The 21,243-nt window shown below is 41.2% G+C and carries 19 protein-coding genes and 1 CRISPR repeat array; of the genes, 8 read left to right on the forward strand and 11 right to left on the reverse strand.

Annotated elements, in window-relative coordinates; genetic code table 11:
- Window positions 1-91: 91 nt before the first annotated feature.
- Window positions 92-1,531, forward strand: a complete 1,440-nt coding sequence (locus CDG77_RS09640) for an MlaD family protein (protein ID WP_094329173.1) — start codon at window positions 92-94, stop codon at window positions 1,529-1,531.
- Window positions 1,532-1,785: 254 nt separating this feature from the next.
- Window positions 1,786-3,262: direct repeats of the CRISPR family, unit length 36 nt; unit sequence CTTTACATAACCACTTCCCCTAACGGGGATGGAAAC.
- 62 nt (window positions 3,263-3,324) lie between these two features.
- On the opposite strand, the gene CDG77_RS09645 is transcribed toward CDG77_RS09640, so the two are convergent.
- Window positions 3,325-3,918, reverse strand: coding sequence for a TetR family transcriptional regulator (locus tag CDG77_RS09645; protein WP_094329174.1), 594 nt, complete (start codon window positions 3,916-3,918; stop codon window positions 3,325-3,327).
- Between the two features lie 12 nt (window positions 3,919-3,930).
- Complete coding sequence (locus CDG77_RS09650) at window positions 3,931-4,926, reverse strand: aldo/keto reductase (protein ID WP_094329175.1); 996 nt, start codon at window positions 4,924-4,926, stop codon at window positions 3,931-3,933.
- 43 nt (window positions 4,927-4,969) lie between these two features.
- Between CDG77_RS09650 and CDG77_RS36365 the strand changes: the two genes are divergently transcribed.
- The 7 genes from CDG77_RS36365 (at window position 4,970) to CDG77_RS09680 (ending at window position 10,030) form a co-directional block, all read left to right on the forward strand.
- Window positions 4,970-5,107 carry a hypothetical protein gene (locus tag CDG77_RS36365; protein ID WP_181154269.1) on the forward strand — a complete coding sequence of 46 codons (138 nt, stop codon included), beginning with the start codon at window positions 4,970-4,972 and terminating at the stop codon, window positions 5,105-5,107.
- A 320-nt stretch (window positions 5,108-5,427) separates the two neighbouring features.
- Window positions 5,428-6,738 carry a Tudor-knot domain-containing protein gene (locus CDG77_RS09655; RefSeq protein ID WP_094329176.1) on the forward strand — a complete coding sequence of 437 codons (1,311 nt, stop codon included), beginning with the start codon at window positions 5,428-5,430 and terminating at the stop codon, window positions 6,736-6,738.
- Between the two features lie 371 nt (window positions 6,739-7,109).
- Entirely contained in the window at window positions 7,110-8,228 is a 1,119-nt protein-coding gene (locus CDG77_RS09660) for a phosphotransferase enzyme family protein (protein ID WP_094329177.1), read from the forward strand.
- Window positions 8,225-8,764 carry a DOMON-like domain-containing protein gene (locus CDG77_RS09665; protein ID WP_094329178.1) on the forward strand — a complete coding sequence of 180 codons (540 nt, stop codon included), beginning with the start codon at window positions 8,225-8,227 and terminating at the stop codon, window positions 8,762-8,764. The genes CDG77_RS09660 and CDG77_RS09665 overlap by 4 nt, the downstream gene beginning before the upstream one ends.
- A 73-nt stretch (window positions 8,765-8,837) precedes the next feature.
- Window positions 8,838-9,512 carry a hypothetical protein gene (locus CDG77_RS09670; protein WP_094329179.1) on the forward strand — a complete coding sequence of 225 codons (675 nt, stop codon included), beginning with the start codon at window positions 8,838-8,840 and terminating at the stop codon, window positions 9,510-9,512.
- Between the two features lie 74 nt (window positions 9,513-9,586).
- Window positions 9,587-9,832, forward strand: coding sequence for a DUF1902 domain-containing protein (locus CDG77_RS09675; RefSeq protein WP_094329180.1), 246 nt, complete (start codon window positions 9,587-9,589; stop codon window positions 9,830-9,832).
- Window positions 9,833-10,030 carry a type II toxin-antitoxin system HicA family toxin gene (locus CDG77_RS09680; RefSeq protein WP_094329181.1) on the forward strand — a complete coding sequence of 66 codons (198 nt, stop codon included), beginning with the start codon at window positions 9,833-9,835 and terminating at the stop codon, window positions 10,028-10,030.
- Between the two features lie 99 nt (window positions 10,031-10,129).
- Here CDG77_RS09680 and CDG77_RS09685 read toward each other — a convergent pair whose 3' ends face one another.
- The 9 genes from CDG77_RS09685 to hepC form a co-directional block, all read right to left on the reverse strand.
- Window positions 10,130-11,251, reverse strand: a complete 1,122-nt coding sequence (locus CDG77_RS09685; RefSeq protein WP_094329182.1) for a glycosyltransferase family 4 protein — start codon at window positions 11,249-11,251, stop codon at window positions 10,130-10,132.
- Window positions 11,252-11,308: 57 nt separating this feature from the next.
- Window positions 11,309-12,739, reverse strand: a complete 1,431-nt coding sequence (locus CDG77_RS09690; protein ID WP_094329183.1) for a glucose-6-phosphate isomerase — start codon at window positions 12,737-12,739, stop codon at window positions 11,309-11,311.
- A gap of 154 nt (window positions 12,740-12,893) precedes the next feature.
- Window positions 12,894-13,823 (reverse strand): glycosyltransferase family 2 protein, encoded by a 930-nt coding sequence (locus tag CDG77_RS09695; RefSeq protein WP_094329184.1) that lies wholly within the window; start codon window positions 13,821-13,823, stop codon window positions 12,894-12,896.
- The gene (locus tag CDG77_RS09700) at window positions 13,741-14,961 is read right to left on the reverse strand and encodes a glycosyltransferase family 4 protein (protein ID WP_094329185.1); all 1,221 of its coding nucleotides are present in this window, start codon (window positions 14,959-14,961) and stop codon (window positions 13,741-13,743) included. The genes CDG77_RS09695 and CDG77_RS09700 overlap by 83 nt, the downstream gene beginning before the upstream one ends.
- 131 nt (window positions 14,962-15,092) lie before the next feature.
- Window positions 15,093-16,088 (reverse strand): glycosyltransferase family 2 protein, encoded by a 996-nt coding sequence (locus CDG77_RS09705; RefSeq protein ID WP_094329186.1) that lies wholly within the window; start codon window positions 16,086-16,088, stop codon window positions 15,093-15,095.
- A gap of 63 nt (window positions 16,089-16,151) precedes the next feature.
- The gene (locus CDG77_RS09710; RefSeq protein ID WP_190233938.1) at window positions 16,152-17,354 is read right to left on the reverse strand and encodes a glycosyltransferase family 4 protein; all 1,203 of its coding nucleotides are present in this window, start codon (window positions 17,352-17,354) and stop codon (window positions 16,152-16,154) included.
- 68 nt (window positions 17,355-17,422) lie between these two features.
- Window positions 17,423-18,262 carry a hypothetical protein gene (locus CDG77_RS09715; protein WP_094329187.1) on the reverse strand — a complete coding sequence of 280 codons (840 nt, stop codon included), beginning with the start codon at window positions 18,260-18,262 and terminating at the stop codon, window positions 17,423-17,425.
- 82 nt (window positions 18,263-18,344) lie between these two features.
- On the reverse strand, window positions 18,345-20,186 hold the full coding sequence (gene hepA / locus CDG77_RS09720; protein ID WP_094329188.1) for a heterocyst formation ABC transporter subunit HepA: 1,842 nt from the start codon (window positions 20,184-20,186) through the stop codon (window positions 18,345-18,347).
- Between the two features lie 106 nt (window positions 20,187-20,292).
- Window positions 20,293-21,012 carry a heterocyst development glycosyltransferase HepC gene (gene hepC, locus CDG77_RS09725; protein WP_094329189.1) on the reverse strand — a complete coding sequence of 240 codons (720 nt, stop codon included), beginning with the start codon at window positions 21,010-21,012 and terminating at the stop codon, window positions 20,293-20,295.
- Window positions 21,013-21,243: the final 231 nt, after the last annotated feature.

Here is a 21,243-nt window from a genome sequence, read left to right on the forward strand (position 1 = left end):
ATAATTTCCAATTCCTAGCCCCTGACTCCTAGCTCTCAATTCATAACTCCTAATTTCCAACTCATAACTAATTATTGGGTGGAGGAAAAAAATGCGAGGTCTGATGACAAGCCGCTTCGCGTCTGGGCGAACATTTAGAGAAGGCTCTGTGGGGTTGTTGCTCCTGCTAGGAATAGGGGTATTTGGGTTACTCTTTCTGTGGTTAAATAGATTTACTGCTGCTGGCCGTTCATACAAAATTATTGTAGAATTTGCTAACGCTGGCGGAATGCAAAAGGGAGCAATAGTTCGCTATCGAGGTGTTAAAGTCGGAACTATTGACAAGATTCTACCAAAGGCGAATGCTATCGATGTAGAAATTGAAATTGCCCAAACTGACTTAATTATGCCCCGGAATGTACTGGTGGAAGCTAATCAAAGTGGATTAATTAGCGAAAGTATTATCGACATCACACCAAAAACAACATTACCTACTGGGGGTGTGCTTGCTAAACCCCTAGATAGAAGTTGTGATACCAGTCTCATTGTCTGTAATGGCTCTCGCTTAAAAGGTCAGATTGGCATCAGTGTTGATGAACTAATTCGCAGTTCAACTGAGCTATCTGCTGCATACAATAACCCCAAATTTTATAGAAATGTCAATAGGGTTCTAGAAACTACCACAGGCGCAGCATCGAGTTTTACTGAACTAAGTCAGGATTTACAAGGTTTGACCAAAAGCTTGCGACAACAACTAAATACATTTTCAAGCACTGCTAATTCAGTGCAACGAGCGACAAATCAACTTAATACATCCGCAAATCAAACAGTAAATAAATTTGGTGATACTGCAACTCAAGCAAATCGTTTGATTAAAAATCTGGATAATCTGTTGACAACAAATCGTTCTTCGCTGGTTGGCGCTTTAAACAATATTACCCAAACCAGCAACCAACTACGTGTTACAGTCAGTAGCCTATCACCATCGATCAATCGATTGACTCAGGGAGAATTACTCAACAATTTAGAAACTCTTTCAGCAAATGCAGCCCAAGCCTCAGCTAATTTACGCGATGCTTCTAAAACTTTAAACGATCCCAAGAATGTGGTGTTGCTGCAACAAACTTTAGATTCAGCACGAGTCACCTTTGAAAATACCCAAAAAATTACATCTGATTTAGATGAATTGACAGGCGATCCTAATTTCCGCAAAAATTTACGGCAATTGGTAAATGGTTTAAGTGGTTTAGTCTCTTCTACACAAGATATGCAGCAACAAGTGCAAGTTGCTACTACTCTAGATTCGGTAAAAGCTGCTGTGAACAAACAAAAGAATCTAATTCCTACCCCAGTACCAACCAAACAGGCGATGTCCAATGACAAGTCGCTACCTGTCTACACAGTTAATCCTTCACCTGCTAATTTTGAAAGTGCTGAAATCACCCTTGAACCAACCCCCAGTCCGTCTATCCCTAACTCATCTCAAGAAGTTCTGTTGAAACAGCTGCGGGAGTATGGTAAGCAACGGGAGCAACTAGAGACAGGAAAATAAGCAATACAGCTTGACAATTTTAAGTAACATATTTTACTGTTTATACAGTGTGTTGCAACTCATCGACACCACTCATCAGAACCTTGAAAACTGCATAATTCCGTTGACTGGTGTCGATTGTTTGCACAGTAAGGGTTTCAGGCTGTAAAATTAGTCGCTTATTGATAATTAATTAATAGTTATTGAGAATTCAAAAAGTGGTGTCGATTTGGGGGTCTCAAACCCTTGCTCTGTAAGGTTTCCAAAAGGTAACTCTTTACATAACCACTTCCCCTAACGGGGATGGAAACAACAAAGCTAATGCGGTTTGGGTTAATCCTCTGGTTCGACTTTACATAACCACTTCCCCTAACGGGGATGGAAACTCCGGGTAATACTTTTAAATGAATTTTTTCCTTTACATAACCACTTCCCCTAACGGGGATGGAAACGCTTAATTGGCTCTTGTAGAATTGAACAACGAGTTGTCTTTACATAACCACTTCCCCTAACGGGGATGGAAACACTAAATGTCCTAAATGCAAAGAAAATAAGTAGCACTTTACATAACCACTTCCCCTAACGGGGATGGAAACACGAACTTCAGCAACTGGGGTAGCAACTACCTTTACATAACCACTTCCCCTAACGGGGATGGAAACTTTTGACATCCAAAATTCTAACCTGGAGATCAATTGCCTTTACATAACCACTTCCCCTAACGGGGATGGAAACATACCGCGCTCCGTTCTAAATTCAACTCCGCCATCGGGGGCTTTACATAACCACTTCCCCTAACGGGGATGGAAACTCTAGCATATTCAGAATCTGTCAAACGAATCTGACGCTTTACATAACCACTTCCCCTAACGGGGATGGAAACCTTCCTACTCTAGACTCTTTAAGCAAAATTGCTAAAAGCTTTACATAACCACTTCCCCTAACGGGGATGGAAACTTTTTAATAGCATTACTTTTCTTTTTCGCTGTATTAAACTTTACATAACCACTTCCCCTAACGGGGATGGAAACTTTTTGTTTGCTCTGCACTCAATGGCAGAGCTGTAGACTTTACATAACCACTTCCCCTAACGGGGATGGAAACGTGCTAGTTTCTGTGTACTTGTTTCCGACTATTTGCTGTCTTTACATAACCACTTCCCCTAACGGGGATGGAAACCGTAAGTTATAATTGTCTGTAGCATGAGGACTTTACATAACCACTTCCCCTAACGGGGATGGAAACAACACATTCTTGCCGCCTTATCACCATCATCATACTTTACATAACCACTTCCCCTAACGGGGATGGAAACAAAATGAAACTGTCTTCATCTTGAGGCTCGTAATACTTTACATAACCACTTCCCCTAACGGGGATGGAAACTAGTTGGTTGACCTTGTGACGCGGATGCAGATGAGCCTTTACATAACCACTTCCCCTAACGGGGATGGAAACTTTATTGACTCATTTTACCGAAACCTGTTTGGGATAGAGGCTTTACATAACCACTTCCCCTAACGGGGATGGAAACTAAAATTCTTACCATCAACCACGGTAGATGATATACCTTTACATAACCACTTCCCCTAACGGGGATGGAAACCCGCTAGCTCCCTTTGTAGGTTGTTTTTTGCAGTCAGCTTTACATAACCACTTCCCCTAACGGGGATGGAAACACGAAATTGCTTCCTCATTATTGCAACCAAGAAAGGACTTTACATAACCACTTCCCCTAACGGGGATGGAAATATTTTCGAGACCTTTCTTTTCTTTGCTTCATTTAGGCGCATCTTCTGATTGGTATTGAGTACTCAAAACTGCTGAACCACTACAAGACCAGCAAGTACCAAGCGCCATACTTGGGCAAAGTCCCTATCGATATCTGGATCGCTCCATTCGGATGCGTGGGCTGGATGGTGAAAGCGAACTGTCGCTTGAAGGACTGCTTTAGCTGCTACTTGCGGATCGGTTACTCTAAACTCGTTTGTGGAAATACCGCTCTCTACGATCTGAGCAATCTGCCTAAGCAGTTCAGCAATGTGAGCTTCAACTACCCCTCGCGCCTCTTGGGTAATCGCTGAATAGGTTGCAAATAACTCTGGCTCTTTTAAGACTTTTTGACGTTTCAGAGTCATGAGTTGCTCAAACCATCGGTGCAACCGTTCTTTGGCGGAACCTGGCTCTTGGGCGATCGCTGCTAGCGGTGTGGAAACCCGATGCAGCCACCGTTCTGCCACTGCATCTCGCAGGGCAGCTTTGCTGGGAAAATGCCGATAAATCGTGCCGTGGCTCACCTCTAAAAAGCGAGCCACATCGACCACTGTTGCCTTTGCCAGACCGTAACGACGCAAAACTTCTTCTGCTGCATCGAGAATCCGCTCCGGTGTCAAAGGTGAATCATTCATGCGATAATTTTTTTACCTCTTTTCACTATTGAGCATTGCCATTTGTTCTGGGCCATAGCGATCGCCTGCGACGGCATTTAGTGGCACGGCTGCCTCAATCCGGGCGATATCATCCTTATTTAAGTGTAAATCCAATGCACCCAGAGCTTCATTTAAGCGATCGCAACGCCGTGCGCCAATTAGCGGTATAATGTCGTTTCCTTGCGACAGCACCCAAGCAATTGCCACTTGAACAACCGTGGCATTCCGTTCTTCGGCAATCAGGCGCAGGGCTTCGACTAGCAACAAATTGCGATCCAGATTCTCTCCAGAGAAGCGGGGTAGATGTACTCGATAGTCTTGCGCTTGCTCAGAGCGTTCTTTCGACCAGTGACCGCTCAACAATCCCCGTGAGAGAACTCCATAAGCGGTGACAGCAATGCCCAATTCCCGGACGGTTGGCAGGATCTCATCTTCAATGCTACGACTCAGGAGGGAATATTCAATCTGAAGCGAAGCGATCGGATGAGTCTTATGAGCGCGGCGAATTACATCTGCACCCACTTCAGATAAACCAATCTGGCGAACATATCCAGCTTTCACCATTTCGCTAATCGCCCCAATAGTCTCTTCAATAGGCACTTTCGGATCGAGTCGGGCTGGTTGGTAAAGGTCAATGTAATCGGTTCCCAGTCGTTTCAATGTATAGGCAAGTGAAGTCTTCACGGCTTCAGGGCGACCATCGAAGCCAAGAAAGTTGCCATCAGGAGAGCGCAGCGCACCGAATTTAACGGCAATGAATACATTTTCCCGCCGTCCTGTCAAGGCTTCGTTTAGCAGCATTTCATTGTGTCCCATGCCGTAAAAGTCGCCTGTATCCAGTAAGTTAATACCTGCATCAAGCGCTGCATGAATTGTTGCAATACTTTCCTTGCGATCGGCTGGCCCATAAACATCAGACATACCCATACAGCCAAGCCCAAGCGCCGATATCATTGAACCGTTTTTTCCGAGTTGACGCGACAACATAGCAACTTCTCCACTGTGGTGATAAAACTATGATACCAATCAAGTGACAAAAATCAATATCTGTCATTCAATCTTTGTTAAGAAACTATTCGGATCGTGTCTGATTAGCGGTGCTGTAGTAGCGATCGCTCATGAAAAAACGAACCGCAAAGGACGCAAAGGACACAAAGAAATAAGCTAGAGCGGCAAAACTAACTTGAGAGGTGAAACGAAAGGCTTAATTGCGTTTGCGCGAAAGAAAATCAAAAACGATTTTTCTAGGTTTCCAAAATATCTCTAGCAAGTTTTACCACACTAGGAAATAAGAGTTTCAGAGAGTTTTTGCGTAAGTCCTATATTTGTTATTTTTTGCTCAAGTCAGGGAACTCTATGAATACAATTCAGTACTTCACGCAGCATTAACCACAGAAAGGCTTCCCGTAGGGTAGCAACTTGTATTGGTTGTTGTGGGTTTAGTTGAACTGTGTTGTAAGGATAATTTAGAGTTTTGAGGAGCGGCTAATGGATAAATCAATTATTCAGTTGGTTGACGAATTACCGACTGACAATATTACTGTCAAAGTTTTAAAGGCTCTTGATTACGTAGCACCAGGTGAGTGGAGCAATTTGACGGGGTTTGATAATAGTATTCGCAGCATTACCGGAGAAACCGATGCTAAGGTAATTCAGAGAATCCGCGATCGCGCTGCCGTCTTATACCAAGATCCTCAAAAAGGCTATGAGTTTGCAATCAAACTTTATCAAACAATTGATAAGGCAGATACAGCTATGGCAGCAGCAGCTTTAGCGAATAAAGTTAGTGAGAAAATCGGCTTTCTGTCTTTTTTAGGCAACATTACTCCCAAAGCTGATGTCACTCAATCCATTGACTTAGCACTGAAAATCGCCGTCGAAATCATCGCTTTTTGCAAACTAAATGGTATTCCTCAACCTAACCCCCAAGAGTTTGCTAATTCCCTTGCGAACAACTATCAAAATGCATCCTTAATGCGGATGGTAGCTTTGGTTTGTATAGACGGAATACTACCATTAGGCCCCGACTTTCTTAGCAAAATTCATAACGTTATTAGTGGCGCTGATACTAGCGCAATAACTCAAAATCCGGTTTTCTCGGCTATCAATAACTTTCTTCCTGGTAGCAATCCCTCTGATAAAGTTGGTTTTCTCAGTCAGAGTTTTAACTCCGTCCAAGGCTGGATGAATGATTTAGTATCTAAAACAGGCATAACCCCGCAATCAATTTCTAGTAGCTTGGGTAATTTTATTCAGATTGCTGATGATAATTTAGATTTTGTTGCAGCATTCCTAGATCAAACTACCAATTACTACGAACATACAGGTACTCAAACTGTCGCTCGTGGATTGATTTTGGAAGCATACACTTTAGTAAAAGAAGAAATTAAACAAGAGCAAGAAAAGCCGATTCAAGATGTTTCGTCTGCTTCTGCTGTCAAGTCAGATAACAATCAGTATGAAGTCAGCAAAACTGTAGAAGTTTGGGATAGTGAAGAGGAAGATTGGTATCAGGGAACAATTGAAAAAATCCAAGAAGACCAATTCTTTATTCATTACCTTGGCTACGGTTCATCTTATGACGAATGGGTAGGCGAAGATGACATTCGGACTCGCGATCTTCGCGCTGCTGATGACAATGGATATGCAGTAGGTCAAAAAGTAAAATGCTGGGATGATGAGCAAGAGGCTTGGTATTCTGCAACGATTCAGCAAATCCAAAATCAGCAATACTTTGTTCGCTATGCTGGTTATGATTCATCTTATGATGAGTGGGTTGATAGCGATGAGATTTCTTAATTATTGAATTAGCACGGGGGCGGCGATCGCAATATCTCTGATGGGCTATTCGGTGTCGCGCCCTGTGCTAGTGGTCTATCTAATTCATTTTGACGGTTAGAGAGACGCGATAAATCGCCGTCTCTACAAGGATTTTATCTATCAATTATTTATTGACAGACTACTAGTGGTCTATCGCATTAATTTTGCTGGGTTGCGAGATCCCCGACTTCTTTAATAAGTCGGGGATCTGAACACCTTAACCTTTCAGAAATAATGACATGAACCACTAGCTAGCATATAGTACTTTTAAAAATTACGAATTATTTTGACAGTTGCGCTACTATATCCCCTATTGCCTTCGTGCAATAGGAGTAGTGCAGGTTAAACAGATGACAGAAGAATTTAATACACAGGGCGCACAGAATCTGGTGGCGATCGCAGATCAATTCGCTCAACAGGGAAAGGTTACAGGCATTAAAGCATTTGGTAGTGGTAATATTAATGACACCTTCTTAGCAACTCTAGATGACTCAAAAGAACAACATTTTGTCCTGCAACGCATCAACACGCAGGTATTTCGTCAGCCAAAACTGATTATGCAGAATATGCGTACCTTCACTGACCATGTTCACAAAAGGTTACAGCACAGCCCCTTGAATCGTCGTTGGGAAGTACCGCGCGTACTATTAACTAAGGATGCAGAAGACCACTTTCAGGATGCAGACGGCTCCTTTTGGCGGGCGATTAGCTTTATTGAAAACTCCCAGTCTTTTGATACTATGGGCGATCGCTCACAAGCGCAAGAAATTGGTTATGCCTTGGGGATGTTCCACAATTTAATCAGCGATTTGCCACCAGAAAAACTCGCTGATACCCTTCAAGGATTCCATATTACACCACTTTATCTCCAGCATTATGATGAAGCTTTAGCGACAGCTAGTATATGTAACAATGCTGAGGTTGATTATTGCTTCCGATTTGTTAGCGATCGCCAAGCCTTTGCACATATCTTAGAAAATGCCAAAACTGAGGGTAAATTACCTCTGCGTCTGATGCATGGCGATCCAAAAATCAATAACGTCATGTTCGATATTGTTACCCAGCAAGCCGTGAGTGTGATAGACCTCGACACCGTTAAACCTGGTCTGGTACATTACGATATTGGTGATTGTTTGCGATCGGGCTGCAATCCGGTTGGAGAAGAAACAGAGAATTGGGAAAGTGTTTATTTTGACACCGATCTATGTCAGGGAATCTTACAAGGCTATCTCTCTGTAGCAAAAGCCTTTCTTACCGAGAATGACTATGCATATATATATGATGCCATCCGTCTCATCGCCTTTGAATTAGGATTGAGATTTTTTGCGGATTATTTAGCTGGGAATGTTTACTTTAAAGTGAAGCACCCAGAACATAACTTAGCAAGAGCGATCGTGCAGTTTAAGCTTACCGAAAGTATCGAATCTCAAGAAATGCAGATTCGTAACATTATCAAAGATATGAAATGAACGAGCAGACATTTTCCCTACAACCCTTTCCTTCTAATGAATCGCCGCCTAATTTGAAAATTGCAGGTAATATTGCCCGAAATGGTAATAAACTTGCCATCCGCTATATGCTTGAAGGCGATTTAAAAGAAATTGCGATTTTTCCCATATCAAACACACAATCACGCAAGCATGAGTTGTGGAAAGACACCTGCTTTGAGTTCTTTCTTGGCATCAAGAATTCTGCACAATATTGGGAATTCAACCTCTCACCCGCAGGACACTGGAATGCCTATCGCCTTGATGGGTATCGTCAAGGAATGCAAGAGGAAACAGCTTTTGAAAATTTGCCGTTTAATGTTCAAAATCAAGGCGAAGATTTAGTACTTGTGTTGGATCTTGATTTGGGTAAAATTATTTCTGTAGAGCAAGCCATTGAAGTTGGCATTACTACTGTTGTTAAAGATAGAGGCGGTGAGGTGACTTACTGGGCGTTAACTCATGTAGGCGCGGAGGCTGATTTTCATTTGCGGGATAGTTTTATTATTGAATTGTGAGTTATATCTTACTTAAATTGGGAATAATAGTATGAGCTAAAATATAAAAACTCAGGATTAAAATTTACTCCTAATGTTCGCTAATAAAAAGCTTATTGCTAATATTATTTCTAATATTGGAAAAGTAGAAAAACAAACTCTGGAAGCTATGCGTGATGGAAGAATTGAACAAGAGCCAGCAATTACTGACAGATTATTAGGAGTTATGGAACATGTACTGAATAATAAAACTACAGCAGGAGTGAGATGGACTGTTAAGACACTTACAGATAGAGGACGAGGAAGCCAAGAAAATGAATTTGGTGCTGACTTCTTAGCTGCGTTGGAGCTTGAAATTGAGGGTTATCAAATTGCAAAAGGATTTTTAGCCCAGTCGAAGCGGATTGAACCAAGTCAGACTTTTAGTAGGCAAGAATTTTATCGACTTCAAGAACAATGTAGGAAGATGTTATCACATTCCTCAGCCTCTTTTGTTTTTCTCTATTCTCAGCAATCGATTGTTGTTGTTCCTGCAATAGAAATTATTACAGCAAGAGATTGTAACCCCCATGAACTTATAAGCAAACCTATGAAAAAGTTTTATCAAGAACACTTCGAGTGCTTTATTGGAGATCAAAACATTCGTAGTGCAAACCCCCAAGCTTTGGAAGAATTACGCAATCTACGCAATCGTTATGAAGCAAGGCGATTGGTTATACTTCATGGTTATAATGAGCCTGTTCAACTGAGTTTATTTGACAGAACCTAGAAGAATACCTTTGAATGGCAGCTTATTGTTTTAAACTTAAATTACCGTCGTAAATTTGTGTGTAACGCTTGATAATGACACAAAACACATTGAAGATTGATGCATTTTGGGATAAAGATGCAGAAGTTTGGGTTGCAACTAGTGAAAACGTCCCAGGATTGGTAACAGAAGCTTCTACGATTGAGTCTCTTACGCAAAAGCTCAGAGAAATGATACCAGAACTCCTTGTTCTAAATCGAATTGTACCTTCTGATTATGTGGGTTCTATTAGCTTTGAATTAACCAGCCATCGACAAGAGTTGATAGAGGTGGTTTCATAAATGGGTGTGTCTTTAACCCCTGAGTTGAAAAAGATACTTTCGGAAGCTGGTTGCTACTTTGAAAGACAAGGAAAGGGAGATCATGAAATTTGGTATAGTCCAATCACAGAGCGTCGTTTTGTGGTAGATAGCTCTATAAAGTCACGCCATACAGCTAACGCAGTTTTGAAACAAGCAGGACTGTCTAAAGCGTTTTAATTTTTTTGATAATTTTTGTATTAAGAACCTGGATAATGTACAAAGCGATCGCACATGATTGTAGCTTTGGTTGAGCAACAGCGATCGCAATCCGATAACTTAAGAAACACTTGGTATTGCCGAACGAATTGCACTAATAAAATTTTCGGCGTAATTCTGCGTTGAGAAATCTAAGGCGCGTTGTCTAGCAGCTATTCCTGCACTTTGGGCAAATTCTTGCTCGTCAAGATAGCGGAGAATTGCGATCGCTAATTTATCCGCATCGCCGTAAGGTGTTAATAGTCCATTCATCCCATCGGTAATAATCTCCGTCGGGCCGCCTGCATCGCCAGCAATCACAGGTTTACCCAACGCCATCGCCTCAATAATCACAATTCCAAAGGGTTCCTTATCCGAGGCATGAACGAATACATCCATCGCCTGCACCCACTCCGGGATATTACGCTGTAGTCCAGCCATAATTACTTGCTCTTTCAAGCCCAAGCTGGCAATTTCGGCTTTTAAAAAGTCTTCATAGTCGGGTTCAAAATCGTGCTTACCGCCAACTACCACACAATGGGCATCAGGATACTTCTGTAAAATTTTCGGCATTGCTTGCACCAATACGTGCATTCCCTTCCATCGTTGCAATCGTCCCACAATTCCAATCAACGGGCCGTGTAAGGGTAAGCCGAGTTTGCGCCGTGCTTCTTCAGGAGTTGGCAAAGCATTAGGCTCAAATCGGTCTAATGCTACACCAGGATAAACCAAAGGTGTTGGCCTGTGAGGCCAAATCTCTGCTTGTGCTTGCTTGCCATCCTGGGAAAGAGTGATAATTGCGCGGGCTGGGATTAAAGTAGCGAGTCTTACCAACCAAGTTTTATCGCTAGGTACTTCTAGTTGATACCATACAGCAGGTAAACCCGCCAGCATCGCGGCCAAGCCTCCAGATATATGCGTAATCCACATCCAATTGACAATTATATCTGCATGTTCGCGGCGTGCGATCGCAGCTATCTGAAAAACAGCGCCAATAAAACGGTGGATTTGGCGTAAACGTCCACTTTCCACAACTCGCACATCAATACCGAGAGACCTTACTTTTTCTACCATCGGGCCGTGTTCTAAAAATATCACCAGCCACTCAACACCAGCATTACGTCCTTGTTGCACCAAATCCCAAAGCATCATTTCACCGCCGCCTCGTTGCTCGGCTAGTGGCATTACAATAATTGCTTTCATAATTTATATCATTCCTATTTAAGTTGTAAAATTTTGTTTTTTTAGCTCAATTCATATTTATGAATTATTGGGATTGCTATAGTATTTATGTCCTGCCATAGCCATAGCTAAAAATCCCCAAAGAATCATCCCTGCTACACTCAACATTCCGCTACCAATAACTAGCTGTGTAGCAGAACTGATGCCAATGGCGCGGGCAGCACTAATAAAACTATCAAAACGTCCCTCACCATAACTGCTAACACTAATAATTAACAAGATTAATCCACCCATATAAAAGATGGCTCCAAACCAACCAAGGGTGAAAAACATATCTAAAATGCCACTATCAATCACCACTACTTCAATTTGACCAGTTTTTTCATTAACTTTCCAGATATTTCCTAAGCCGTTACCTAAACCATTAGAAAGGGCTAGACCAAGGTTTTTGTCATAACTTCCCGATCTATCTTTAAAACTTGTATCATCTTGAAGATTAGAAAAAGTTTCCAAACGGGCTGATACAACTCCAGCAATTGGCTGGATAGTTGTCAACGGTACAACGCAAATTGCCATCACCACAATTATGGTGATTAAGCGCATTTGAATCCGGGCTTTCACTGAACCCACAATCATAATGATTCCAAATAACCAACCTCCCCAATTAGTCCGCGCTTGTGTTAGTAGGAAGGATAAGTAACCAACAGCTGAAGCCGGAAAAATTAAATTTCCCGAACTGGTAAATAACAACAGTAAACCAGCTTGCATGACGGAACCAAAGGGGCCAACTGAGTGCAATGTACTCCAGACACGCATCCCGAAAGGTACAGGGTTTCCAGAACTCATAAATAGTTTTGATTGGATGAGCCAATACCTATCCCACTCAGGAGCTACTACGAATTGATATATGCCATAAGTTCCTAAAATCAACACACACCACAGGAATGTTCGCTGAATATTCTGGCGATAGCTAGGATAATCTCGCCAGTTTATAAATAAGTGAAAAGCGAAAATAATCGGACTGAGCCAATCCATCAGTCCGCGTGCTACAGGGATTGGTGGGTTATAAATCAGACCGATGAGAAAGCCATAAAAGACTCCAATAAAAGCCATAACAAACGGCAAACCCCCTTGACGAGAGGCGCGGGGAAAATGTCGCAAGAATGTTGCGATAGTTACAAACACCACCAAATAGGGTGCTATGAGCATCTGGCGGGTAGCATCCCAACCCACCTTATAGTCAACTAAGCGGGTAGCTAAGGGCGTGAGAAACCAAATCCACCAGGTAAAGCTGATGTAGAGAATGGGATGCCGCAAGTATAAAAACACGGCTACTGCTAAAGCCGTCACTGGATAAATTAGACGCAATGCAGCAGTAGCACCAGCAAAATAGCAAACTACAGTTAGTAGTATAAAGCCTGCGATCGCCATCCACCCCTGTTGCGATCGCTCTTCAGGAGAATAGTTTTCTTGTGAAAAACTATTGAAAAGTATCTGCTTAGAATTCATTCAATTTTAGATTTTGGATTTACCAAAGGTTTGTAGTAAGCACTTCAGTGCTTAGAAAATAAGGACTAAAGTCCTTACTACGAACTTGTTTATCTATCAATTTCAACTTGACAGATATAATTAAGAAGAAATTGAATTCATTTTTAATTACAAATTACGAATTACGAATTACGAATTCTTTATATCCTTGCCAACGCCCCCGCCAAGATGCCAGCAACTTCTTACCCGCCAACTGTCCTTGACTAGGTAAAAATCTCAGCCATTGTACGAAACCCAAACTATCGCACGTACCCACAAAAACTGCCCAGAATAAAAATACAATCCGGCGGATAAATGGCAAATGCTCTAGTAAAACTAAAGTTTCATTATGGACTAAATTAATAAAGGCAATCTCGTTAAAATTATTTCGCTGATCTTCATCAAAACGTTTTGCTGGATAGTGGTCTACAGCAACATTAGGATCGTAAATTATCTTCCAACCAGCCCGTTTTAATGTCAGAGTAAATGCCATTTCAAAATGTACTTGCGCCCCAGTACCACGCATCCGCTCGTCAAAGCGCAATTGTGCGATCGCCTCTTTACGAAAACTCATGTTTACGCCTTTGAGAATATCGACTTCACGCGGTTCTCCCACTCCCAGATGATGGTTGCCAATCACTCGCCCAAACCATTGCAACTGTCCCACTACTGGGCGGGATTCGTCTTCTAATTTGCTGCCGTGATATATCCAATCACGCCCTCCCAGACCGCCAAGGCGACTATCTGAGGTAAAGTAAGCAGCGATGCGCTCTAACCAATCGGGATGGGGTGCAGCATCATCATCAGTAATGGAGACAATATCGCCCTCCACTGCTGCTAGTCCGGCGTTGAGGGCTGCTACTACACCCGGCTGTGTAACTTTCACAGTATGCAGAGGTAGATTGGGGGCGTTTAATTGCGCCAGAAATTGCCAAGTTTCTGCATCCGTATCGCGGACAACCACTATTACCTGATCGACGGGTTTAATTTGCTCCTGTAGCGCCAAAAGGCAGCGTGATAGGTCTTGTGGACGGCGATAAGTTGGTATCAGAACGGTGTTCCGCATTGCTTAACTCCTCGAATAAATCCACATAAGTTTGTGCCATAGTAGTCCAGCTATGTTTTTCTGCCACTGAACGAGCAGCTTTCCCCATCTGTTGGATGAGGGCGGGACTGCTCACCAAAGTCAGCAACGCCAAAGCCAAAGCATCACTATCATCTGAGTCGGATAAAACGATGCCACATTCTGGTGTCACTAACTCTCCGCCCCCAGTGGCTGTGGCAGTAATTACTGGCAGTCCTGAAGAAAGTGCTTCTAACAATACGAGGCTGCAAGCTTCGTATCGGGAAGGAAAAACAAATAAATCTACTGCTTGCATAATTTGGGGGATATCACGGCGAAATCCTACAAAATGCACGCGCTTACTTAACCCCAAAGAGGCTGCTAACTGAGGGAAAGGGCTATTTTGAGTGTGTCCCACTACTACCAGATGTAAATCGGGGGCTTTCACCAAAGCGTGCAGTACAGTGTCTAAGTTCTTTCTGGGTGTGCGGATGTCTCCAGCGAATAATGCTAGGGTGACGTTTTCCGGTAAACCTAATTTTTGGCGTAGGCGTAGCCCGCCGCAGGCATCGCTTTCACCAGGGGCAAACTCTTCTAAGTCAACGCCATTGATAATTACACGAATGCAAGAACGCGGTACACCAATATTGACTAATTCCTGAGCTACTTTTTCGGATACAGCCACGACAACCTGCGCTTTTTGGAAAGCCTGTTTTTCCCAACGGGCATTAAAAGCCGTAAATAGCCATTGGTACAAACCATAAAAATCTCGGCGATTGCGAGAAATATGAACAGGCGATCGCAACCATGAACTGTGGACAAAATGTACAGCATTCACATCAGCCGCAGCCAAATTAATTGCGCCATTGACTTTAACTAAATCAATATCAGAGCGGTGTTTCCGCAACCAATCTGCACTTTTTTGGGCAAATATGAAATTTCGCACAAATTCTGTCGGGTAGTCTTTGACTGGAATTCTAACCCATTTAACTTGACTATTATCTTCTAATTCTGGTGCAACTTCACTCGCTAATAATGTCAGTTGATGACCACGACGAATTGCTTCATTAGCAACCTCATAGTTTACCCGTCCCTGTCCATCACCTTTCTGAATTTTATGAGTAACAATACAAAGTTTCATTCACTACCTTCTTGAGTAATCTAAGCTCGCCCAGAGCCGCAGAAAAAGAAATTAAAATAATCTTCTTTTCTTTCTTTCGCGTTCTTTGCATTTTGTTAAAAAATATCTTTTATAACTCAGACCTAATTGCTCTATTCTTTCGACATTTTTATTAATTTATTTGCCAAAATTTCTGGAGTAAAACTAAGACTGAGTGCTACTATAGTTCGGGTGTTAAACTTTTGTCTTCTCAATGTCTGCCAAAAATAAGAACGTGCTGCCGCTATCTGTTCGCTTCGGAGCAAACCAATTCCGAAGGTTGTATTAGCTTCTAACCATTTCTGTTGAAAATAGTTTCGAAACTGCTGTAGACGAGTATCTTCCATAAAGACTTGATAACAGAACATTTCGCTTTTAGCCTTGCGGATTTTTGCCTGTACATCTCGACTTCCACTGAGCATAGTATCAGTTTGCTCGTGGGCACGATATCGCGTCAATCTTTCTGGATAGTAGTAAGCAGCATGACCAGATATAGAGCAGAGGTAGGTCAAATATAAATCCCACATTCCCCCAACTTCTGAAGGAATACTATCCCAATCAACAAATTTATTCCGAATTACACAAGATGCGGCAGTTGGGATACTTTTATCTATCAACCCAATTTTGTAAAAAGGTTGATGAATTCCTTTTGCTAATTTGTCTCGCTTATAACCGCGTGTATTTTCTTCAGTTCCAAGATTATTAATAATACCATTGGCATCTATAATATATTGGTCACAGAAAGCAATAATTAAATCAGGATTTTCTTCTAGTGGTGGTATAAGCTTTGCTAAAAAGTCTTCATTCCACATATCATCATCATGAAGGCTAGCAACGTATTTACCTTGAGCCATTTTGAAAGCGTGTTGCTGATTAGCAAGCATACCCACATTTTGCTCATGTCGCCAAAATCGAATGCGTAAATCAGCAAAAGATGCAACAATAGCTTGGGTATCTTCTTCACTACAATTATCTGAAATAATAATTTCGATATTTTGATAAGTCTGTTGAATAGCACTAGCGATCGCTTGCTTGAGATATTCTGGTCGATTATATGTAGGGATAATAACGCTAACTAGAGGCTGTTGGTATTCTTGAAAAAATGACATATTTTTTCCCTTTATATTTCATAGATAAAAGATGCACTATTTGAAATTTTGACCAAAATTAGCTTATTTCACTTGAGGATTGCTATATAAGTTTCTCGCTCTCGAAGGAAATTCAGCTATTGTTTGTGCATAAATTGTTCGCAGATTATTTACATGAGCAGCCATTGTAAATTCTTTCATCAATAAAGCATGGCCTTCTTCGCCCATCTGTCGGCTTTTTTGATGATCTCCATACAACTCATGAATAGCATCAACCAGCTTTTTGATATCATTACCTGGAACCAAAATACCTGTTTCTCCATCTCGTAAATGTTCTGGAATACCTCCGACTGCACTACCAATTACAGGTCGATAATTAGCATAAGCTTCTAGAGTTACAAGACCGGCAGGTTCAGGCCAGACACTAGGGAAGATGACTGCAAAACACTGTTGATAAAGTTGATTTATTTTTTCAGCATCACACCAACCATGCCAAGTAATCCGCTTACTTAATCCGAGTGTTTTTGCTAACTTTTCTAACCGTGGTCGTTCCCAGCCTTCACCTGCAATATCAAGTTGGATTTGCGGATTTGTATGTATTAAGCTTTTAAGCAGCCATTCTAAACCTTTATCAGAAACAATCCGTCCCGCAAATAAAATTCTATGATTTTGGTGGATTTCTAAACTCAGGGGAGCGGTTGTTATTTGCGGTACAGAGATACCACAGTGGAGCGTCACAATTTGCTCCGGGGGTACACCGTTTTTAATCAACTCTTGACGCACATATTCGCTATTAGCAACAAAGGTAATTTTTACCTTTTTTAAGATATCTAATAACTGATGAGTATTCTGAAGTTCTTTAAGAGTTTTTAACGGTCTACGACTACCGCATTTATCTACTAGTTTACCCCAGGTACAACCTAAGTAAGAAAAGTTGCGATCGCAGATTGTTCGTTGCCCTGCTAAATACTTTGTGCCACTAGGACAGTACAATGAGTGATTATGAACGCTGAAGACAGCAGGACATTCGCCCGTAAGCTGCAATAGTAAATCTGGGCTGTGGATGTGCAGCAGCTTGAATTGACTTTGGTCAACACCCTTGAGTGATTTTATCACGCGATCGCTAACTTCAGGTGGTCGATGTTCAAACAGAGAAGCTAAATAAGTTTCAACACCTCCACCCTCACCTACATCAAAATTCGAGCATTGATAAATTAGGTCTTCTTCAAAAATCCCTTTATGCAATTGTTTATCATTTTGCTTGGTATCACTGATTAAGTTAAGCATTAATTACTACTTTCACCACGTTATTACTAATTATATTTCTCATATAAATGGAGGCTATTTTCATCAATTTATATGCCAACATTAAACCAAAGCTTGTGTCTAACATCACTCACATAATGCCTGAGAGCAATGTTTTTACTTGCAGATCGATCTGGATAGATGAACTGGTCTTCTACATTGAGAACATATTTTTTTGTACATAAAGGCTGACCATGATTGTGGTGCATTGTCAAATGTACAATCGTTTGTTCAGTAAAATAAATAGGAGTCTCTTGAAGATTTGCTAAACGTTCGATAGCAAAACTCCAGTCGAATTCATGCCTAAATAATATAAATCCACCATTAACTGGATTTGATTTTTCAGAATCATCATAAATAATTCGTTCGTCAAGCGACAAAGAACAATCAGGTAGATAAAGAGAGTATTTTTCCTCCGACTTACTCAAATCTATTAAGTCAATCCCGCCGGGAAAAAATAAAATATCTGAATCAGTGTAAATCGTAGTACCATTAATAGGAATTGACATTAATGCCGACAACTTTTTGCCCAGTGGATGCAATTGAGCATAATCAAGAACACATTGAGGTAAATCCGTTCTCAGGAAATTTTGTAAAAGTATTACCTTAACGCAGGGATGGACGCGGCGGAGTAAATTACAACTAGACTCGGTGTAACTGCCATCAGAAATTACAGCAAATGTATCTGGAATGCCGACATGACGAATGAATGAGCGAATACTTGCCACTTGTTCTGGTAAATCGCGTTCGCATGAGAAAGCATAGACACTTATCGGAACTTGCCGAGTTTGTTTGATGGGGATACTGGCAATCTGAGAAATAGCTGCTTTATATAAGGAGCGATTAAATTTACCCTGAACTTTAGCAGCATGATAGCCTATATTTACCATTTATTTTTCCTGATTAGAATTATAAATAATTAGCTAGGAGAATAAACTCGTAATTCGCAAATTACGAATTACGAATTACGAATTACGAATTATAGTATTGCATCTGGTGATATTCCCAAAGCTTGCCTTGGCGTGCGAGTAATTCTTGATATTTGCCCTGTTCTACTATCCGTCCTGCTTCTAGAACTACGACTTTATCTGCTTTAGAAATAGTAGAAAGACGGTGAGCGATCGCAATTACTGTTCTACCCACAGATAGCTTTTCTAATGAATCTTGAATTAATCGCTCTGATACAGAATCTAGGGCGCTAGTTGCTTCATCCAAAATCAAAATTTCGGGGTTCCGTAGTAGTGCCCGCGCGATCGCAATTCGCTGTCTTTGTCCTCCAGATAATCTAACACCCCGATCTCCTAATTGGGTATTAAAACCTTCGGGCATTTCTAAAATAAATTCCAACGCATTTGCTAATCTAGCAGCTTCTTGAATTTGCTCATTAGTCGCTTGTGGAGTCCCATAAGCAATATTTTGCCAAACATCAGTATTGAAGATAAAAGTATCCTGACTGACGACAGCTATTTGACGACGGAGGGAGTTAATTTCAAACAGCTTTATATCAATTTCATCGATATAAACATTTCCCTCTGTGGCATTGTAAAATCGGGGAATTAAATCAGCAAGGGTAGTTTTGCCAGCGCCAGAAGCTCCAACTAGTGCAGTCATTTTCCCCTTTTCAATGGTTAGGGTAATGTTATGCAATACTATATTTTTGTCATCGTAGCCAAAATCTACGGATACTAAATTTATTGCCCTTTCTAATGCCTTAAATTCAAGCTTTCCATTCTGAAAATAATTTTTATCATCACTTTTCAACAGATTTTTAATGTTGTCTGCCGAGCCATGTAGGGTACTGAGAAATGCCCGCGTGCCATTAATATCTTGAACAAAGGGAATGAAGCGAAATAGCACAAAGAAAAATGTTAGTAAAGAAGCAACTTGTAGGGTTCCATTACTAACCAGGCTGGTGAATGCCAAAATAATCATTCCCACCAATACTGTAGTAGCCACACCTTCAGCAATTGGCTTAACAAGTGTCCAAGTAAATACAACTTTAGTTGTAGTACTTACTACCTTGTCGCTGGCTTTGTAGTAACGTTGGCGCTCAAATTCTTGAGTACCACAAGAATGAACAGTGCGAATGCCATTAATAAATTCTATGGCTGTTGATGTAAAATTAGCATTAGCAGTTGTCATGCCAAAACTTGATTCTCTGACTCTGGCATTCAGATTAGATAACCCTACACCTAAAAGTGTAAATAGCAATGCGGAAATTACAGTTAGTTGCCATGATATCAAGAACATTGATATTAAGTAGACAAAAGTTGTTATTCCCCTAGTTACTAAAAAAGCTGCGCCACTGAAACCCTGTCTGATTCTTTCGATCTCTGTGGTGATTGTGTTAATGAGTTCACCAGAACGAGTTTTGGCAAAATAGCTTAACGATAAGGATTGTAACTGTTCAAAAATTTGTTTGCGTAAGCGATCGCCAAAATGCAGTTGAGATAATTCAGTATAGACTTGTCCAAAATAATTGAAGGCAACACGTAACCAAGTACTCAATAAAATCAGCGAAGAGATGCGGTATAAACGATTAATTGCCGATGTCTTAGATCCCAATACTAAAGTATCAAACCATTCTACTCCTGTTTGGACAGGTTGAGCGTTTGGACTAGTTAAGCTTTGCAAGAAGGAGAGTAAAAAACCAATACTCACACCTTCAAAGGTTGCTGCTAAAATTGAGAATGTCAGAGCTAAAATTACTATTTTGCGAAAGTGTTTAAATTCTCGCAATAGCAAATAGTTATCTTGCCAAAAGCTGGAAGCTTTGAGCAGACTACGGAATTTTTGAGGAAGTTGAGAATTCATGGATTTTATAATAATAGTTTGGCAAGGTAGATAGACCGCTATAGATGCTACGTAAGCAATTTTTGGGTTAGCTTCAGTGCGGTAGATGAAATACCGCACAGATAAGTTACAGTGTTTGGCTATCTAGATGTAACAGGTGAGACTGTGCCTCTACTTCCCATGAAGCTTTAATTTCTGGTAGTTTATTTAGCTGTACCGCATCTTCTAAAGTCCAACCACGAGATCCCGTCAAACTCATGTCACCCCGCAGTACGTTAAATAACTGGGGCAGATTATCGAGACTGTATTTACTCATCCAACGCCCTAGTGGTGTAATGTTGTGCGGGCAAAACTTTATTGATTGAAAGAGTTTACCCCGTTCTCCAACACGCCATTCACGACAAAAAAGCGATCCTGTCGAGTCAATCTGCATCAACACAATCAATCCCAACATTACTGGACTTACTAATAGCAGCAAGACGAAAGCAGCAATCCAATCAATTAATCGCTGCAATTGTCTCCAGGGTTGATTAGGCAGTTTATTGCCGGTAGGTATGCTGAGGAATATTGGTTTATCTGCTTCTTCACACGCATCTGCCCAAAACCTGAGCAAAACCTCACCCAGCTTTGGATCTATACTTACCAAAGTTACAGGAGAATGTTGTAAGCATTCTACTAGCGATCGCTTACTATCTAATGAAGGCAGATAGGGTTGTTTCACTCGTCCAGGCTGCTTTACCAATAACTGACCCCGCCGCCATTGGAGTGTGCAGTACCCACGACGATCTTGGTGTTCCTGGGTTACATCATATAAATTCTCTAGAGTTGGAATTATTGAAGCTGTCATAATGTCTTTGGGTTTATACAGGAGTGAATTAGTGAGGCGTTATCAAAGGCTATCAATGCCAAAGACCCAAATCCGAATCTTGTTGTAAGTCCAAAAAGTTGGAGATAATTGAGGGCAAAAATATGTTATTGCTATTTGCCACTCAGCCAAGCACATATCGTCCAGAATTCCGGTGGTGTAGAGGTGTACAATCAACGTTACTATCAATATTCATGGACAATCGGTATTTTC

The organism is Nostoc sp. 'Peltigera membranacea cyanobiont' 213, from assembly GCF_002245975.1.
In the GTDB taxonomy this organism is placed as follows: domain Bacteria; phylum Cyanobacteriota; class Cyanobacteriia; order Cyanobacteriales; family Nostocaceae; genus Nostoc.

Bases quoted from the DNA above. Each gene is read 5' to 3' on its own strand.
- CDG77_RS09700 (WP_094329185.1), bottom strand. From the start codon at position 14,961: ATGAAACTTTGTATTGTTACTCATAAAATTCAGAAAGGTGATGGACAG.
- CDG77_RS09645 (WP_094329174.1), bottom strand. From the start codon at position 3,918: ATGAATGATTCACCTTTGACACCGGAGCGGATTCTCGATGCAGCAGAA.
- CDG77_RS09650 (WP_094329175.1), bottom strand. From the start codon at position 4,926: ATGTTGTCGCGTCAACTCGGAAAAAACGGTTCAATGATATCGGCGCTT.
- CDG77_RS09640 (WP_094329173.1), top strand. From the start codon at position 92: ATGCGAGGTCTGATGACAAGCCGCTTCGCGTCTGGGCGAACATTTAGA.
- CDG77_RS09655 (WP_094329176.1), top strand. From the start codon at position 5,428: ATGGATAAATCAATTATTCAGTTGGTTGACGAATTACCGACTGACAAT.
- CDG77_RS09710 (WP_190233938.1), bottom strand. From the start codon at position 17,354: ATGCTTAACTTAATCAGTGATACCAAGCAAAATGATAAACAATTGCAT.
- hepC (WP_094329189.1), bottom strand. From the start codon at position 21,012: ATGACAGCTTCAATAATTCCAACTCTAGAGAATTTATATGATGTAACC.
- CDG77_RS09680 (WP_094329181.1), top strand. From the start codon at position 9,833: ATGGGTGTGTCTTTAACCCCTGAGTTGAAAAAGATACTTTCGGAAGCT.
- CDG77_RS09660 (WP_094329177.1), top strand. From the start codon at position 7,110: ATGACAGAAGAATTTAATACACAGGGCGCACAGAATCTGGTGGCGATC.
- CDG77_RS09715 (WP_094329187.1), bottom strand. From the start codon at position 18,262: ATGGTAAATATAGGCTATCATGCTGCTAAAGTTCAGGGTAAATTTAAT.
- CDG77_RS09670 (WP_094329179.1), top strand. From the start codon at position 8,838: ATGTTCGCTAATAAAAAGCTTATTGCTAATATTATTTCTAATATTGGA.
- CDG77_RS09665 (WP_094329178.1), top strand. From the start codon at position 8,225: ATGAACGAGCAGACATTTTCCCTACAACCCTTTCCTTCTAATGAATCG.
- CDG77_RS09690 (WP_094329183.1), bottom strand. From the start codon at position 12,739: ATGAATTCTAAGCAGATACTTTTCAATAGTTTTTCACAAGAAAACTAT.
- CDG77_RS09675 (WP_094329180.1), top strand. From the start codon at position 9,587: ATGACACAAAACACATTGAAGATTGATGCATTTTGGGATAAAGATGCA.
- CDG77_RS09685 (WP_094329182.1), bottom strand. From the start codon at position 11,251: ATGAAAGCAATTATTGTAATGCCACTAGCCGAGCAACGAGGCGGCGGT.
- CDG77_RS09695 (WP_094329184.1), bottom strand. From the start codon at position 13,823: ATGCGGAACACCGTTCTGATACCAACTTATCGCCGTCCACAAGACCTA.
- CDG77_RS09705 (WP_094329186.1), bottom strand. From the start codon at position 16,088: ATGTCATTTTTTCAAGAATACCAACAGCCTCTAGTTAGCGTTATTATC.
- hepA (WP_094329188.1), bottom strand. From the start codon at position 20,186: ATGAATTCTCAACTTCCTCAAAAATTCCGTAGTCTGCTCAAAGCTTCC.